This window comes from Colwellia sp. Arc7-D, assembly GCF_003061515.1.
Lineage (GTDB): Bacteria > Pseudomonadota > Gammaproteobacteria > Enterobacterales > Alteromonadaceae > Cognaticolwellia.
Genome location: NZ_CP028924.1, coordinates 1,282,513 through 1,301,112, shown reverse-complemented (window position 1 = coordinate 1,301,112; position 18,600 = coordinate 1,282,513). Strand labels below are relative to the sequence as shown.

Below are 18,600 nucleotides of genomic sequence, written 5' to 3'. Positions count from 1 at the left end.
AATGGTTTTACCTTCCTTATAAAAATAAGCTAATTGTATTCATATGATAATGAATCAACATGTTTACAAATGTTTAAGCTCTGAACTAAACTGTAAGCAATTAACTGTAAGCAATTAACTGTAAAAGGGAAAATGCCATGTTCTCGATCAAAAACTTATCTTGTTTAATCTTTATTTTCACTTTGGTAGCTTGCGCTTCAATGGGAAGTGGTACTAAAGCAGAGAAACAACAAGAAATTCTAAAAATGAAAGACGCAGTGCTAACACAACTTTTTACTAAAAAGCCTGACACCCGCAGCCAAATCAACTCAGCGCCTGGCTATGCAGTTTTTTCTAATGCTAACATCAATTTGATATTCATGGCTGCTGGAACTGGATATGGCGTAGTTAAGAATATGAGTTCAAGTAAATATACATACATGAATATGGTTGAAGGTGGAATCGGTCTAGGTCTTGGGGTGAAGGATTACCGTATTGTAATGATCTTCCATACTGTAGATGCAATGAACAACTTTGTTAATACAGGTTGGACATTCGGTGGTAACGCAGATGCTTCTGCCAAAGCAAGCGGTAAAGGTGCATCAGCAGAAGGTGAGGCCTACTATGGAGACGTCACTGTATACACTTTTACAGAAAACGGTTTAGCGCTTCAGGCTACTATAAAAGGCACGAAATTTTGGAAGGATAAAGAGCTAAATTAAAGTTATTTATTCGATAGGATTTTTGTAGGAAATACTAACTTTATTTAATGACTATTCTTGAGCCAACTGCAAAAGTAAAACTTAATAATTACTCACTTATGTAATGTTCACAAAGTGATCTTTAAATCTAGGGACTGCAACGACTACTGTAGGCCCAAGTGCCCTTTCGTATAATCAACCAAATGACTGCTTTATAGAATATTTGTCATTTATAACTGGCATCGCTTTATCTAATTATATGACCATAGTCGATGAAAAGAGGTGGGACAGTCCACGTTATTTTCCAATAAACGTTTGGCTGAAATTCTATTGCTTTAATTGATATTATTTACCTTGTTTATGATCGAACTATCAAGGCAATAACTTTGCTTTCTAGTTTAATGTTTCAAAAAAATATAAAAAGTTTTAATCAAATTGAACTTATCCTTAAAAACCCCCTCTTACTATATGAGAGACTTACTTCCCTGAGTGTTTTATGTTTATATTTTATGTTTTTTAAAGCGTCTACCTATTTGGTAAACGCTTTTTTTTCACCTAAAATTTAGTAAATTTTTTTCTAGAATTATTCTCTAGCTTTAACTTATTTCCTTTGGCTTATTTCATTAACCATCAAGAAAATAACTAACCTTTATTACCTAATATAAGTAACTCAATCTACATTCATAAAAAACTTTTGAATCAAATTGAACTTATCCTTAAAACACCCCTCTTACTATATGAGAGACTTACTTCCCTGAGTGTTTTATGTTTTTATTATATGTTGTTTAATGCGTTTACCTTGTCGGTAAACGCTTTTTTTTGCCTAAAATAAAGACAAACCAGATTAATATCACATATAAGCGCTTATAAAAAAAGCCAACACCTATCATTAGGTATTGGCTTTTAAAGTTGTTATAACTGGCTTGTGATCGTTATCGTTTAATTAACTAGTTTAGATTTTATTTATTTTCTGCTTGAATTTTTCGAGCCTGATGAAGCTTCTTGTAGCTGTCGATTAATCTTAAGTGTTTATCTAAGCCAGCTAAATCCATACCTGTTTTAGTAAGACCAAAGAATTTAACCTCACCATATGCCGAGCCAACAACATTATTCATCGTTTCTTCGCCAAACATACTATTTAGGTTAGCTATAAAATCTTCCAGCGCCATATCTTCGTCAATGACGATCTCAAGCACCGCTTGCATCGCTTGATAAAACAGGCGGCGTTCAACGGTGTTGTCGTTAAACTGTAAAAACTCTTCAACTAGTTCTTGTGCGTCTTCCAATGCACCTAGGGCTAAATAAATCAGTATTTTAAGCTCTAAAATAGTGAGTTGTCCCCAAACGGTATTTTCATCAAATTCAATACCTATTAAGGTTCTAATATCAATATAGTTATCTAGCTGACTATCTTCTAAACGAGTCACTAAACTTTCTAGTTCGTCATCATCTAAAATATGAAGGTTGAGGATATCTTCACGGTAATTTAATGCTTTATTAGTATTATCCCAAACCAAATCTTCAACGGGATAAATCTCAGAATAGTCAGGAACTAATATACGACAAGCGGTAGCGCCAAGTTGGTCAAATACAGCAACATAAGCTTCTTTGCCTAAGTCTTTTAAAATAGCGAATAAACGATCGTTTTCTTCTGCACTCGTGCCAGAAAAATCCCATTCGCAGAATTCATAGTCTTGTTTATTACTGAAAAAGCGCCACGAAATTACACCCGTTGAGTCAATGAAATGCTCTACAGCATTTTCAGGCTCAGATACCGCAAGGCTGTTAAATGTTGGTCTTGGTACATCATTGAGGCCTTCAAAACTGCGCCCTTGTAACAATTCAGTTAAGCTGCGTTCTAACGCCACCTCAAAACTTGGGTGAGCACCAAAAGAGGCGAATACGCCACCAGTTTTCGGGTTCATAAGGGTGACACACATCACCGGAAATTGACCGCCTAACGAGGCATCTTTAACAACAACAGGAAAACCTTGTGCTTCAAGGGCTTCGATACCAGCTAAAATGCTAGGAAACTTTTCAAGCACATTTTTGGGTACATCAGGTAAAACAATTTCTTGTTCAATTATTTGTCTTTTTACTGCTCTCTCGAATATTTCAGACAAACACTGCACTTGCGCTTCAGCTAGATTATTACCCGCACTCATACCATTACTTAAAAATAAGTTTTCAATTAAGTTTGATGGAATGTATACCGTTTCGCCGTCAGATTGACGAACATAAGGAATTGCACAAATACCACGCTCAGCATTTCCTGAGTTAGTATCAATTAAATTTGAACCACGTAGCTCATCATCAGGGTTGTAAATATCGAGGCAATAGTCATCTAAAATACCGCTAGGTAAATCATCACTTTCATCTAATTTGAACCACTTTTCATTCGGATAATGTACAAAGTCACTGTTAGCAATGTCTTGGCCCAAAAACTGATCGTTATAAAAGAAATTACAATTAAGGCGTTCAATAAACTCACCTAAGGCTGAACAAAGTGCGCTTTCTTTCGTAGCACCTTTACCATTGGTAAAACACATCGGCGAAGCGGCATCACGAATATGTAAAGACCAAACATTAGGAACAATATTGCGCCATGAAGCAATCTCAATTTTCATACCTAAGCCCGCCAAAAGTGCGGTCATGTTTTTAATAGTTTCTTCTAGCGGTAAGTCTTTACCTAAAATATAAGTACTTTCTCCGCCTTCAGTGCCTGCCATTAACATGGCTTGTGCGTCATCTTCTAAGCTATCTACTAGATCAACTTTAAATTCTGGACCCGTTTGTATGACTTTTTTTACCGTACAACGGTCAATTGAGCGGCGAATACCTAAACGGTCTTTTTCTGAAATGCTTTCAGGTAGCTCAACTTGAATTTGGAATATTTGTTTATAGCGATCTTCAGGATCAACAATATTGTTTTGTGATAAACGAATATTTTCCGTTGGAATATCACGCGAATTACAATACACCTTAACAAAATATGCAGCACACATAGCGGAAGATGCTAGGAAGTAATCAAACGGTCCGGGGGCTGAACCATCACCTTTATAACGAATAGGTTGGTCGGCAATGACGGTAAAATCATCAAATTTGGCTTCAACTTTTACGTTGTCGAGAAAATTAACTTTAATTTCCATTGGTATGGGTCCCACAATTGATTGCTGTAACTGCCAAAATTTCACTTTGAAACTTTGCTAACGAGCGAGTTTATCTTAATGCGGGGAATTATCGTGGTTTTTGCCCCAATAGTCTTGGGTTAATTGCATAAATCACTAAAAATTGAGAAAAGAAAAGGCGAGTAGAAAACTACTCGCCTTTTTAACAAGGTTATTATGTTTTAGGGTTTAGCTATTAAGGACATTCAATTAATAGCGCCTTAAGGGTATTAATTTCAGCTTGCGGTTGATAACGAATATCACTTATTGAAAGCTTAACAGCGCCATGCGTATACAGCGCAAACGGTGATACAATTTTGTCCATCGCAATACCTTTTTTAACAAAGCATTGTAAGTTAATCGCAATATCTTGCCACTGTCCTTGCGCTATTGTTTGCATCTGCTCAGTAATATCAACAGCTGCTCGACAGCTGCCCAATGCGTCACCAATTGATTCACAGTGCATTTCTACAACCACTGGCGCAGTTATGCTTGAGTCACGTTTTACGGTAATAACCAAGGCAGAGTTTTGCTCTAGTTCAAAACCAAGATCTTCACTAAAGCTGCTTGAAAATACAACGCCTGTTTTTGCAGTGCCAGTAGTATCAAGTCGAAATGCATCTTCTTGAACAACTTTATCCACCGTACGATAAGCAATACCTGGTAGTTTGCCACTATTTGAGCGTAGTTCAAATGATTGCTGCTCAGATGACAAGAACATGCGCCATGGCTTAGCTACTTGACCAGAGAATATATTGGTGTTTTTGGCTAGACCTTCATCACTGCTAACTTCTTCAGATAATGTATCTGATAAAAGTACTTGTTCTTTGTTATTTTTGTACGTTAAACCAAAACCGTAAGGTAATAACGGGTCGTAAACTTCGTCAAATCGGTTAACGGTTTGGGTTGCTGTTTTCGGCCAAGAAAAAGACAACTTTCCTTTAAAGTCATGCTGAATTTTCTTGTTCTTATCAGTTAGTAGCACATCAGCTACGGCCTTACCTTCAGAGCCAGGTAACCAAGCAGCAACAAATGCATCACTGGCATTAAGTTCAGCATTTACCCACATAGGGCGACCGCTGATAAAAACACTTACCACTGGAATACCTTGAGCTTTAAGCTTTTTCAATAAGGCTAGATCAGTTTTCATACCGCGCTGATAAGCTAAATTATCTTTATCGCCATGGCCTTCTGCATAAGGTTCTTCACCAAAAACAACAATGGCAACATCTGGTTTTTGTGAAAACTGACCATGTTCACTCAAAGTAATTTTGCCACCTGCGGCTTTAACTTGAGAAGCTAAACCATCATAGATTGATGTACCACCTGGAAAATCTTCATTACTGTTATTAGTGCCTTGCCAAGTAATACTCCAACCACCCGATTGCTTGCCGATGTTATGAGCAGCATCACCAGCAACCAAAATATTTAACTTAGGTGAAAGTGGTAATAAATTATCTTTGTTTTTCAATAATACCAAAGATTCTCTTACGGCTTGTCGAGCCACTTCACGATGTTCTTCACTGCCCACTAATTCTGTTTTACCAGAAAAAAGTCGATTAGCAGGACTAGGTTTATTAAACAAACCTGCACGTAGCTTAACGCGTAAAATACGGCTAACCGCATCGTCGATGCGTGCTTGAGGAATAATGCCTTGCTTGACTTGGGCGATAGTATTTTCCATTAATGGTTTCCAAGCATCTGTTGGCACCATAAAAATATCTAAACCCGCATTGGCCGCTTGTGGACAATTATCATTAGTACAGCCAACAATTTGCCCGTGACCATTCCAGTCACCGACAACAAAACCATCAAAACCCATTTTGTTTTTCAACACATCAGTTAACAGGTAACGGTTACCGTGAATTTTATCACCCTGCCAACTGTTAAATGATGCCATAACCGATTGCGCACCAGCAGTTAAACCACCAACATAACCTTGAGCATGTAGGTCATATAAATCTTGCTCTGATGTTAAGTTATCGCCTTGGTCGTCACCGTTAATTGTGCCGCCGTCACCAATAAAGTGCTTTACGGTACTGATCACACGATCATCACCTAAAAAGTCATTACCCGCATGGCCTTGTAAACCTTTAACCACAGATGCAGCATAAGATCTTACAATTTCTGGATCTTCAGAATAACCTTCATAAGTGCGGCCCCATCGATCATCTCTAACCGTTGCTACGGTTGGCGCAAAAACCCAATCAATACCGGTTACCATCACTTCGGTGGCGGTAATTTTTGCTATTTTTTCGACTAAGGCAGGATTATTTGCCGCACCTAAGCCAATATTATGCGGGAATAATGTCGCACCAATAACGTTGTTATGACCATGAACCGCGTCTGTTCCCCACATAGTAGGAATGGTTGAACCATCAAGTGAATCATCAATTGATGCTTGATACATAGACTCGGCTAACGCTATCCAATCTTTTGGAGTGGCATGTTTGTTATTATCTGGAAAAGCCCCACCACCATTGAGGTATGAACCAAAACCATATTTACGCATATCTTCAGGCGTAATATCACGAATTTCTGGTTGGATCATTTGCGCTACTTTTTGCGCTAAAGTCATCGTTGACAATATGCGCTGTACTTTGCGCTCAACGGCTTCATCAGTTTTAACAGCTGAGTGAATGGTCGGCCAAATTGACAGGTCTTTCTTGGCTGATTTCGATACTTCAACAGCGAGTTGCGGCTTAACTATTGCAGCAGAGTCTGCAGAAGATTGAAGCTCAGTATCTGAATTACAAGCCGCCAAACCCAATGCTGAAATAGTGGAAATAAATAGATAGGACAATTTATTCATTATACTTGTTCCTTCAAGTTCATAGCTGTTGGTTTAGAGCCAATAACACCGTATGTAACAATGTAGATATAACAAACTACCGGTATGATAAAAGATAATTGCACACCAACCATGTCCGCTAATACGCCCTGTAACAATGGCACAATCGCACCACCTACAATGGCTAAACAAAGTATACCTGCACCCTGGCTGGTATGTTTTCCTAAGCTGTTTAACGCCAAACTGAAAATAGTTGGAAACATAATAGAGTTACATAATCCCACTAACAAAATAGACCACATCGCTAAGCTACCACTGGTTAACATAGCAATAGTGACTAAAATCACAGCAAAGAAAGCATTAAAAGCCAAAGTTTTACCTGCATCAATTTTTTGCATTACTGCCGCGCCGATAAAGCGTCCAACCATGGCGCCGCCCCAATAATAAGTCAGGTATTTAGCCGCTTCCATCTCTTCTAAGCCGGCAATATTAGCTTCACCAAAAAAGTTTATTAAAAAGCTACCAATAGAGACTTCAGCGCCAACATAAACAAATATTCCCAATGCGCCTAAAACTAGATGACGATACTGCCAAGCCGAGCCTGAAACAACTTCATCGGCTTCAGTTTCAGCACTGGCAATATGAGGCAGTTTTAACCAGGAAAAAATAGCCGCTAATATCAGTAAAGCCGCCGTTAAAATTAAATAAGGCACTTTAACTGAGTCTGCTGAAGGCTCAGTGGCCATTGAATGTACCGCTTCATTTAGGATAAACAAACCACCTAAATATGGCGCTACTGTGGTACCTAAAGAGTTGAATGCCTGAGTCATGGTTAATCGAGAAGAAGCTGACTCTGTTGGTCCAAGCAAGGTAACGTAAGGGTTAGCCGAAACTTGTAAGATAGTAATACCACTGGCTAAGACGAACAATGCCGATAGAAACATCGCATAACTATGCATTGATGCAGCAGGGTAAAACATTAAACAGCCTAAAGCGGCTACAACTAAACCTACAACAATGCCTTTTTGATAGCCTACTTTTTTCACTAACTGCCCTGCAGGTAAAGAAACAATAAAGTAAGCACCAAAAAAACAAAACTGCACTAACATCGATTGGGTATAAGTTAAGTCGAATATGGCTTTTAAGTGTGGGATAAGAATGTCATTTAAGCAGGTAATAAAGCCCCACATAAAAAACAACGATGTTAATGAGATCAACGCAAAACGATTTTGGTTAGGTGCACCCAAATCAGTCGTGCTATGTTGTTTGTCTAATACGACCGAAGTAATAGCCATAAGATAAATTCCTAAATTGAAGATAACTCTCTGTGGTTTGCGTAAAAGCTATTGTCGCAACACCAACAAGAACGAAATAAAAATGCGCTTACCGCTATCATAAGCGCGTATTAAAACCGTCTATTAATTAAAGCTATTCGGTGCAACACGTAAATAGGGCTATGTTATTGAGTGATTAACCTCACTCTTTTTACAACACAGCCACTGCATACTAGGTATTCAAGCATTGCACCTTAAATAGCGATTAATTATCCATGGTGTATCTAAAGCCAACAGTATATCGAGGGCCGTACTGAGCGGCACTCAAGAACTGACTTTCAAAGCGACTAAATGTACGCTCCGTTTCGTTGGTTAAATTAACGCCTTCGAAAAACACCGTCATACTTTCGTTTACTTCGTAGTTAACACTCAGATCCCACTGAAGATACTCTTCGGCATATTGTGGTGGAGCACCTTGAGCATCAGGTAAGCCTTGACCAATTAAATACTGATCTCGCCATGCACCCGTAACTTTGACAGACAAACCATCTTTTTCGTAAAACCCTTGCAAGTTTGCTGAATCACTTAAACCAGAAAGTACCGCTTGAGAAGCCAATTGGTAGTTATCGTATTCAACGTCACCATCAACAAAAGTGGCATTAAAGCCAGCACCGAAACCAGATTCACCAAACAAATGCTGAATAGACAACTCAATACCGTTAACCTTACGTGCGCCAACATTTTCTGGTGAACTTATTGTCCATTCAATTAACGGATCAGTTGCTGCATCAGGTAAAATTCGATTGTTCTCACCAATACCAACACCATTAGCAACAATTTCATTGTATATTGCTGAATCAGTCGCTTGTTCACCACGACCGGTTATTGCTGCAACGGCACTATTCCAACGTTGTCCAAGGTATACGTCATGTAAACCTTCAAAAGTTGTTTTAACTTCGGCATTATCAATCCAGTCATCAACATCTTTCCAGAACAAACCTATGGCAGCATAACTTGCTTCGTCATAGTAATATTCAAGTGTTAAATCGATATTAGTCGACTTAAATGGCTGTAAATTTGGATTACCACGGCTACCACTTCTTGAATTAAGTTTTGGTGAAGAGGTTAAACTTAGGTTACCAAGCATGTCACCCAATGTAGGTCGAGTGATGGTTTGTCCCCATGACGCTCTTGCCACTAAATCATCACTTAGATCGACTTTAATATCTAACATAGGAAGTAGTAGATCGTATTCACCTTCAAAATCCACTTCAACCAATTCACCACCACTAGCAAACTGAGTGATCCACTCTGAACCACCAGCCCAATATACTTGCTCAGCAACACGACTTTTTGCTGGGCTAACAATGTCAGTTTCTTCATAACGAACGCCAAGGTTTACTTGAACGTCATAGTCACTCACGACAAAATTCCAAGCAGTAGAAACATATAAACTGATAGTTTCTTCTTCGACTTTATTAACAGGGAAACCGTCAAAGCTGCCTATTTCGTAAACGTCACTTCCCACTACATCAGCAGTTAAAAAAGCGCTTTGTCTAGCGAAAGCGTCATCTAAGCTATAGGTATAGGCATAGCCTGGCGCAACACCATTTGAACCAAAAGAGAATTCATCAAGGAAGTCGCTAAGGTCTACTCGTTCAAACATGCTATCAGGGAATATTTCAGCAAAAGTACCATTATTAAAACCTGGCGCGTTTGCATTATTTGAACCACCTGAGCCTTGCAATGTTTGTTTAGTATATGCAGCACCAAATCTAACTGTTTCTAAGCCGAAATTAGTGTCGGTTAATAATTTACCATCTAATTGCACTTGAGAGACTTCAGACTCACCGGGTGTTCTAGTAAAGATACTGAAATTTGATCCAATTTGGTTTGGATTAATTTCTTGTGTACCGTTATTCCAGTTAACATTAAAGCCAGGAACATCACCTTCACGGAACGAATATTCTTTAGAAGCAAGGTCAGCGGAGCCTAGAATGATTCTTGCATTAGCACCAAGACCCGAGTCTTTACCATTATCCGTTGTAGTTTTTGACGTATGAGCATCTAAAGTAAAACTTAAATCGTCAGTGGCATACCACTCAATATTAATACCGGTTGCTTTTGAATCAACTTCACTCGTCTCGCGAAACGAAGTAAAAGAGGCATCATCACCAGCAGAGTTGTAATAAATAGCCGTGCCGTTTTCATCGAGTTCGTAGGCATTAGCGTTACCACCAAATGAGCCATTCCAAATTCCCCAAGAAAGCGAATTGTTGCCTGTTACCGCATTTGAAACGGTGTGATCAAGGGTAAAAATCAAATCATCAGTAGGCGCAAACTGAAACGTTACTTGTGCATTAGTACGTTCACGTTGTATATCGTCTCTGGCAAAGCTTACTTCTTGTGGAAAGAATGAGGCAGAAACGTATTCGCCATTTTCTCCGACGCTTGGATCAAAGAACTGCTTAGCTGGGTTACCCTCAGCATCTGTAGGACGGTTATCAATAATATTTTCAGGATCAACAGTTAAGCTTGGGTTAACTAACCAAGAACGTACATTCGCCGCTTGACGTTGAAAGTCTCTTCGATGGTAAGAGAAATTAGCTGATATACCAAAACGCTCATCATCAAAAGTATTACTATAAATACCGGCAATTTCTGGTGTGACATCATCACCTTCTTTTACCGATGTGTCGTGTATGCCTTTAGCCATAAAAGAGAATTTTTGACCTGGATTTTGTAATGGCTTAGACGTAACAATATTTACCGTTGCACCTAACCCACCTGTTGGCGCTTCTGCACGCGCTGTTTTCATAATCTCTAGCGAACTAACGCCTTCAGATGACAGGTTTTCAAAGTTAAATGAACGGGTAAAACCTGTACCTGCCATTTGGCGACCGTTTAAAGTCACTAAGTTAAAATCAGGACCAAAACCACGCACCGTAATTTGGCTACCTTCACCATTACTTCGGCTAACAGTAACACCGGTAATACGTTGTAAAGATTCGGCTAAGTTAGTATCTGGGAATTTACCCATTTCTTCTGCAGAAATAGCATCTACAACGCCTGACATATCGCGTTTAATATTCATCGAGCGAACTAAGCTGCCACGAATACCGGATACCGTAATAACTTCTACATTGGCTTCTTTTTCTGCTAATGCGTCTTTGTCTGCTTCTTCAGCAAACGCCTGTTGGCTAAAGCCAGAACTTATAATGGCTGATATACACACAGCTAAATGTTTTTTAGAAAATGTTAAATGTTTCATATTAACCCTACTTAGTTAAAATTAGATTAAGCTGGCGACTGTTAGCCGCACAGGCTTTTTTAATTACGTGTTTATGGTGCAGTTATTGCGACATTATCTAGTCGATATACTGCTCCATCACCCGTTCCCCAAGCAGGGAAAACCATAATTACATCAATTTCACTGGTATCTAAACCCGCATCAAATAAGTCAGAAAGACTATAAGTATAGGTTTGCCATTGCCCTAAAACTGGCTCAGCTCCTTCTTGACTTGCCGTTAAGTCCATTTCAACTGCAGAGGTGGTGTCTCCAGCCTCTATTTTAAATTTCCATACCGCTGACGCGTCATTAGGAGCACTAACCATTTTCATATCAAACTTAACAACACCGCTTTGCTGTATACCACTAGCATCATAATAGACGGCATCGTTGGCTAAAAACCCCATTACAGTAGGAGAAGCACCAATAACAAACTCTGCTACCATACCGTGGTCAGCATCATCATTTTCTTCCGTTGGCGTTGAACCCGCACAACAATCCCAAATAGGCCACTCAGGGTTTTGAGCATTGTCATACAAGGTTAGTCCTTGTGGTGCAGGAACACTGGCAGGATCATAGATCATGACGTTATCTAAGCGATACACTGCGCCTTCACCTGTGCCCCATGCTGGGAACACCATAAGAACGTCAATCGCACTTAAATCTAAACCGCCATCAAATAAGCTTTGAAGTGAGTAAGTATAGGTTTGCCATTGGCCAACCACTGGAACTTGCCCTTCGTTGCTTGCACTCAAATCAAACTCAACAGCAGAGGTAGTATCACCGGCTTCAATTTTAAACTTCCACACAGCACTTGCGTCATTTGGTGCACTAAGCACTTTCATTTCAAATTGCACAACACCATTACTTAGTAAACTTGCAGCATCTAAATAAACATCGTCGTCAGCAAGTAAGCCCATAACAGTGGGAGCAGCGCCAATAACAAATTCAGCGGTCATGCCGTGTTCGGTATCGTCATTTTCAAGGGTTGGTGTCGAACCACCACAACAGTCCCAAATGCTCCATTGCTCTTTAGCAGCGTCAGCAAATAATACGTGACCATTAAAACCTGTTGAGGCACTTGGATCATAAATTTTGGCATTATCAACACGGTAAACCGCACCTTCACCAGTGCTCCAAGCAGGGAATATCATAATGACATCGATAGCACTAACATTTAAATCAGCATTAGCTAAATCAGCTATGTTAAAGGTATAAGTTTGCCATTGACCAGCAACAGGAGTTACTCCTTCAACACTGCTCGATAAAGGTAACTCAACCGCTGAGGTATTGTTATCAGATTCAACTTTGAACATCCAAGTGGCGCCAGCATCGTTTGGCATGTTCACAACTTTCATATCGAATTGAATAACACCATTAGAAATAATGGCTGAAGCGTCAAATGGCGCCGGAGTTTCAGTGTTGTCTATGCGAGAAATAAAGCCCATTACCGTTGGATCAGCACCGATTGAAAACTCAGCTACGTTACCGTGTGCGTCATCATCTAATTCAACTGTTGGGGTAGAACCACCACAACAATCCCACATTGGCCAGCTTGGGTTTTCGTTATCTGTAAAAATAACAAGCTCAGGAGAAGCACCCACATCACCTTCAATTTTCATGTTGGTAATTAAATACTCAGCACCTTCACCCGTTTGCCAAGCAGGGAAAACCATCAAAACATCAATCGCACTCAGGTCTAAGCCTTTTTCTTGCAGCGTAGCTAATGAGAAAGTATAAGTTTGCCATTGACCAACTACTGGGTCTAAACCTTCAACACTGGTATTAAGCGCAACATCACCTGTGTTTGGTCCGCCGTCACCCGCTTCTGCTTTAAGTAACCATGTAGTAGCCGATGTAGGAGCAGTCACGACTTTCATTTCAAATGACAATTTGCCGTTTAAGTCGAGTAATGGAGATGCATCAAATGGGGCTGAAACACCGGTAAAGTCAGCAGGAAAATGTCCATCTCTGGTTGAAAATCCTAACACTGTACCGTTATTGTCATTGATATTAAATTGAACTACGTCGCCTTTGTCAGCATCAGCAATAATTGCAGGTGTTGTTCCGCCACAACAATCCCATGCAGTCCAGTTAGCCTCTAAAGAGCCATCAAAAATAGCGATGTTTTTAGCAACACCGTCACTGGGTGGTAATGGCACGGGTGCTTTACCTTCAACAAGTGCATCGTCAAAGCTGTCATAACCAGGTCTCACGGTTTCACAGCCTTTACCTGTTTCAGGGTTAGACTGACATTGATAAACTCTTACATAATCGACTACATATTTGTTTTCAGCATGAAAAGCGCTTGCGTCAATACCTGTTTCGTTGACGCTTTCAGGCCAGCTACCACCAACGGCAAAATTAAGAATTAAATAAAATTCCTTATCAAATGGTGCAGTGTCCCAATGGGTTTTAAGTTCACCAGAAACTTGGTCGAAGTATTCTGTGAACCAACCTCTGTGCGCTAGGCCAACCGCTTCATCTTTACTGTTGTAGCGCACTTTTGATTGGCGCTGTGTCGCATACAAGTAGCCATCCATATACCAACGAATTTCACCTTCTTGCCACTCTATGGCATAAGTATGAAAGTCGTCTGCTGGGCTAACACCGTCAGCTAAGCTATAGGTTTTGCCTGATGAAGAGTTGTCAGGGTAACTTTTACCGTAATGAATGGTACCGTAAATGTGATTTTCTGCGGTGCCATCTTCTCTAGCAGCACCTAAGTTAACCGATTCAAAAATATCAATTTCACCCGAACGTGGCCATTCGCCATATTCTTCATCAGTAGGCATCATCCAAAATGCTGGCCAACTACCTTGTCCTGAAGGAACTTTAGCGCGCATTTCAACTCGACCATATTTAAAGTCTGTTTTATAACGAGTGATCATTCTTGCTGATGTATAAGGCAATGCAGCGCCATCTTCAGCAGGTAAAGCGACAAGGTTTAACATGCCATCTTCTATAAATGAGTTTTCTGCGCTATCGGTGTAACATTGCTTTTCTTGGTTACCACCACCGGCACAGTTAACTTCATGTGTCCAGTTTTGCGCATTGATAGCCTCGCCATCAAATTCGTCACTCCACACCATTGCCCAATCACTGACGGGCTGTTGCGGATCAATTTTGTCCGGTTTAGTTTCGGTTTCAGCACTACTACCGCCACACCCTATTAAAGTGATGGTTGATAGTAAAGCAAGCAACTGTGTAATATTTTTTGCAGCTTTTAACATAATTTGTTTTCCAATTACCCAACTATTTTTGTTGTACTAAAAACTCGTATGATTGTAATTATATTATCTGATACGAATTCATTAGTAACATAGCTCGGCAGCCATAATGCTATTTACATAACAATTACAGACTACCCCCTGCAATCATACTGATTCAAATTACAAATAGTTACAAACGAAATGCGCCATGGTGGTTATAGCATGCGGCATAGAAGGTTTTAACGTTAAAAACGAGACAAGACGAAACAAAAATACGATAAGAGGTTACAGTTGTTTAGATTCAACAATTTGTTGAATGCTAGAGCTGTAATTACGACTGACTTTTAATTGCACATCATCACCCAAATCAAGAATACTTTCACTGTTTCGCAAAGGCTTAATACTCTTAATGCAGTTAACATTTACCAAGGTAGATTTGTGAATTCGAGAAAATATTTTAGGGTCGAGCTGACTTACCAACTTTTTCATGGTTATTCGCACAATATGTGTCTCTTTAAGTGTATGAACACACATATAATCGCCTGCTGCATCAATCCAACGAATATCATTTATCGGTAAAAAAACTTTTTCATGATCGCTGTTTTTAATCACTAACTCTTGGTTAAAAAGCGTAGGTAAAGGTAAGTCTGTTGCTAGCCAGTTTTCTAACTCACTGACTGCGATACCTGAGGTTTTACCTAAGGCACGTAAGAGTTTAAACTTTTCATTACTAGAATCTTCAGGTTTAACCCGTTGCATTATACGTTCTACTGTTTTTTGCAAGCGTCCTAAATTGGCTGGTTTTAGCACATAGTCAATCGCATTAAGTTCAAATGCTTCTAATGCATATTCACCATAAGCACTAACAAAAACAACCATAGGCAAAACATCAGATTGCAATGCTTGTACTACTTCAATACCATTTAAACCGGGTAAGCGTAAATCTAAAAAAAGCACATCAGGACAAAGGGTTTGACACAAGTGAATGGCTTGATCGCCATCGCTAGCCTCTGCTATCACCTCAATTTCAGGTATTTTTTCCAACCTTAGCCTCAAGCCTTCTAGGGCAAGTGGCTCATCATCAACAATTATTGCGGTTAACGGTTTATTTATCATAAATTAATTATTTTTCTCAAATGGAATAGATATAGCAACCATAGTACCGCCCTCGGTGGTATCAGAAATATTTACTTCAAAATCACCATTAAACATAGCACTGAGCCTAGCTTTAGTATTGCTCAAGCCAATGCCGAAGCCATCACTGACTTTGCCTTGGCTTTCTTGACCATTATCGATAACTTTTAGCAATAAACGATCATGAGACTTTTGGGCGCTGATACAAATTTTACCACCAGATTTTCTCAATTCAATCGCGTATTTAATGGCATTTTCTACTAAAGGTTGTAACAACATACAAGGAACTTGGCAAGCTAAAGCCTTACTACAAACATCGATTTCTACATTCAGGCGATCGCCAAACCTGACTTTTTCAATTGATAAATAAAGCTCAATTAACTCCAGCTCTTTTAGTAAGCTGGTTTTACTTTTGTCATTTTTATCTAACGAATAACGGAAAAACTCACACAGTTTATCAAGCATTTCATTAGCGGTTTCATTTTCATTTTTGTAAATTAATGTTGAAATAGCATTCATAGTGTTGAACATAAAATGAGGATTAAGTTGATACCTTAACATTTGCAGTTGTGCATCTTTAGTCGCTGTTTGCGCGCGCAATAACATCTCATGCTCGCCTTGCAATTTAGTGTTATAAAGCATAATAAAATAAATTGAAGTCCAAACAAACATGGTCGTTAATGAAAACATTAACCAGCCACCAAACTCTAAGGTATTCCAAGCCTCATTCCACTGTTGCTGGTAAACCAACATTTTAAAAAAGCTTAACTTAAGTACATTAAATAACAGCCCAAGTGAAGCCGCAGAAGCAAAACTTAAAAATAGGGTTTTTCTCAGTGGCAGGTGCACAATTTTTCGAATAAGTTGCCACTGTAGATAAGATAGAAGAAAACCACTGAGCGTTTCGAGTACTAAATTTATCATTTGGCCTGAGAAATTAAAGCCTTCAAGTCCAATTTGAGGTCGAATAATGGCTAAAAACACCACTACGGCATAACCTAACCAACCGGTAATTTGTAATGTCCAAAACTGATGGCTCTGCTTGGAAAATGCCTGAGGGCCTAGTTCAAGTGTACTTTCCTCATGATTTTCCACTGTTATTTTCATTGTAGATAAGTTACTTAATAGCCAACACAATAACTAAAGATATAACAAATAGCAGTCCACGAGCAAGAAATGAGTCAAGGCGAGATAAATCTGCGACAACTCATGATTGCTTAACTCCCCCATTGCCCATTAACCAAGTTCAACACAAACGTTAAAAATAAGGCTTTTAATTAAATATTGCTTTTTAATAGACGATCGGTCTAATATATAAGCATGAACAAAGATAATATTTCACCAAAGCGTGGCAGGCCTGCTAAATCAGGCCGAGATAGCAACCAAACTAAGCAACTACTTATACAAAGTGGTGTAGAGTATTTTACTGAATTTGGCTTTGCTTCATCAGGAATTGATCTGATCTTAAAAAAAGTTTCTGTGCCTAAAGGCTCTTTCTATCATTATTTTTCAAGTAAAGAAGCTTTTGGACTTGCGGTAATTGATGAATATAGCCGCTACTTTGCTAAAAAATTAGATATACATCTACTTAATGAAGCCAGTAAGCCATTAGTGCGCATAGTTAACTTTGCTAACGACGCTAAAGAAGGTATGTCACGATACAATTTTAAACGCGGCTGTTTAATAGGTAACCTCGAGCAAGAAGTTACCTTATTGCCAGAAAGTCATCGACAGCAACTATTAACTACATTTGATGATTGGCAGCAAAAAATGACTTCTTGTCTACAATTAGCACAACAAGAAAAAGCGATCTCTGCTTCCCTTGATTGCAAAGCCTTAGCAAGCTTTTTTTGGTTAGGGTGGGAAGGCGCGATCGCTAAAAGTAAATTGACACAAAATCTAGCGCCCATCGATGGTTTTATCGATACTTTTCTACAATTAATAGCAAAATAATTTTTATTGTATACAGACAATCAATCTGCACCGGAGAAAAACATGTTTAAGAGTTTAGTCATTAATAAAAATGATAGCCAAGGCTATCACACAAGCATTGAAGAGCTTTCTGAAGATAGCTTAACTGACGGTAATGTACTAATTAAAGTGTTATATAGCACAATTAACTATAAAGATGCTTTAGCTATTACGGGAAAAGCGCCGGTAATTAGACGTTTCCCGATGATACCGGGCATCGACTTAGTCGGTGTTGTGGAACAATGTGACAATGATAAATTTAACATTGGTGATCATGTTTTGTTAAATGGCTTTGGTGTTGGTGAAAAATACTTAGGTGGCTTATCTCAAAAAGCGCGAATTAAAAGCGAATTTCTTATTCCATTACCAGAAACCATAACACCATATAATGCCATGGCTATTGGAACCGCAGGCTATACAGCCATGCTATGTGTTATTGCATTAGAAAACCACGGTATTACACCAGAAAGTGGTAATATTTTAGTGACTGGCGCCACCGGCGGAGTTGGTAGTTTTGCAATTAGAATTCTTGCTGAATTAGGCTATAGCATTACGGCATCAACTGGCAGCGACGAACAAGCTGCGTATTTGAAAAAATTAGGCGCCAAGGAAATTATTGACCGTGCTGAATTATCAGCACCTGGAAAACCACTAATGCCTGAACGCTGGGCTGCTGCCATTGATTCTGTTGGTAGCACAACACTCGCAAATGTTTGTGCCAGCATAAATTATGGTGGCTGTGTTGCCGCATGTGGCTTAGCACAAGGTATGGACTTTCCTTCAACGGTAGCACCTTTTATCTTAAGAGGCGTTTCGTTGTTAGGCATAGATAGTGTTATGCGCTCTCAAGAAGACAGATTAGAAGCCTGGAGTCGCCTTGAACAGACAAAGCTAGCAGACAAAATAGAGCAAATCTCTACAACGGTAGGATTAGATGAAGCTACTGCTATTGCTGAAAAATTATTAAATGGTGAAATAACCGGACGTGTTGTTGTTGATGTTAACGCGTAAATAACGAAGCGACAGATATAACGTTTATCTTTATGTCTGTCGTTTTTTTTTGAATATATCAACTACAGGGT

At 39.2% G+C, this 18,600-nt stretch carries 9 protein-coding genes and 1 pseudogene; 3 read left to right on the top strand and 7 right to left on the bottom strand.

Annotated elements, in window-relative coordinates; translation table 11 throughout:
* Nucleotides 1–137 precede the first annotated feature (137 nt).
* Nucleotides 138–701, top strand: coding sequence for a YSC84-related protein (locus DBO93_RS05675; RefSeq protein WP_108455457.1), 564 nt, complete (start codon nt 138–140; stop codon nt 699–701).
* A gap of 938 nt (nt 702–1,639) precedes the next feature.
* Here DBO93_RS05675 and DBO93_RS05670 read toward each other — a convergent pair.
* The 7 genes and pseudogenes from DBO93_RS05670 to DBO93_RS05640 form a co-directional block, all read right to left on the bottom strand.
* Nucleotides 1,640–3,829: an OsmC domain/YcaO domain-containing protein gene (locus tag DBO93_RS05670; RefSeq protein WP_108457764.1), complete on the bottom strand. Its 2,190-nt coding sequence runs from the start codon at nt 3,827–3,829 to the stop codon at nt 1,640–1,642.
* 214 nt (nt 3,830–4,043) lie between these two features.
* Complete coding sequence (locus DBO93_RS05665; protein ID WP_108455456.1) at nt 4,044–6,659, bottom strand: exo 1,3/1,4-beta-D-glucan glucohydrolase; 2,616 nt, start codon at nt 6,657–6,659, stop codon at nt 4,044–4,046.
* Nucleotides 6,659–7,828 carry a sugar MFS transporter gene (locus DBO93_RS05660; RefSeq protein WP_239059178.1) on the bottom strand — a complete coding sequence of 390 codons (1,170 nt, stop codon included), beginning with the start codon at nt 7,826–7,828 and terminating at the stop codon, nt 6,659–6,661. The genes DBO93_RS05665 and DBO93_RS05660 overlap by 1 nt, the downstream gene beginning before the upstream one ends.
* 349 nt (nt 7,829–8,177) lie before the next feature.
* A complete protein-coding gene (locus DBO93_RS05655; RefSeq protein ID WP_108455454.1) occupies nt 8,178–11,183 on the bottom strand; it encodes a TonB-dependent receptor in 3,006 nt (1,001 codons plus the stop codon).
* A gap of 587 nt (nt 11,184–11,770) precedes the next feature.
* Nucleotides 11,771–14,434 (bottom strand): annotated as a pseudogene (locus DBO93_RS05650) (family 16 glycosylhydrolase); the annotation flags it as partial.
* Nucleotides 14,435–14,698: 264 nt separating this feature from the next.
* Entirely contained in the window at nt 14,699–15,529 is an 831-nt protein-coding gene (locus DBO93_RS05645; RefSeq protein ID WP_108455452.1) for a LytTR family DNA-binding domain-containing protein, read from the bottom strand.
* A 3-nt stretch (nt 15,530–15,532) separates the two neighbouring features.
* Complete coding sequence (locus DBO93_RS05640) at nt 15,533–16,654, bottom strand: histidine kinase (protein ID WP_108455451.1); 1,122 nt, start codon at nt 16,652–16,654, stop codon at nt 15,533–15,535.
* 213 nt (nt 16,655–16,867) lie between these two features.
* Between DBO93_RS05640 and DBO93_RS05635 the strand changes: the two genes are divergently transcribed.
* Nucleotides 16,868–17,500 (top strand): TetR/AcrR family transcriptional regulator, encoded by a 633-nt coding sequence (locus DBO93_RS05635; protein ID WP_108455450.1) that lies wholly within the window; start codon nt 16,868–16,870, stop codon nt 17,498–17,500.
* Nucleotides 17,501–17,542: 42 nt separating this feature from the next.
* Nucleotides 17,543–18,529: an MDR family oxidoreductase gene (locus DBO93_RS05630; RefSeq protein WP_108455449.1), complete on the top strand. Its 987-nt coding sequence runs from the start codon at nt 17,543–17,545 to the stop codon at nt 18,527–18,529.
* Nucleotides 18,530–18,600: the final 71 nt, after the last annotated feature.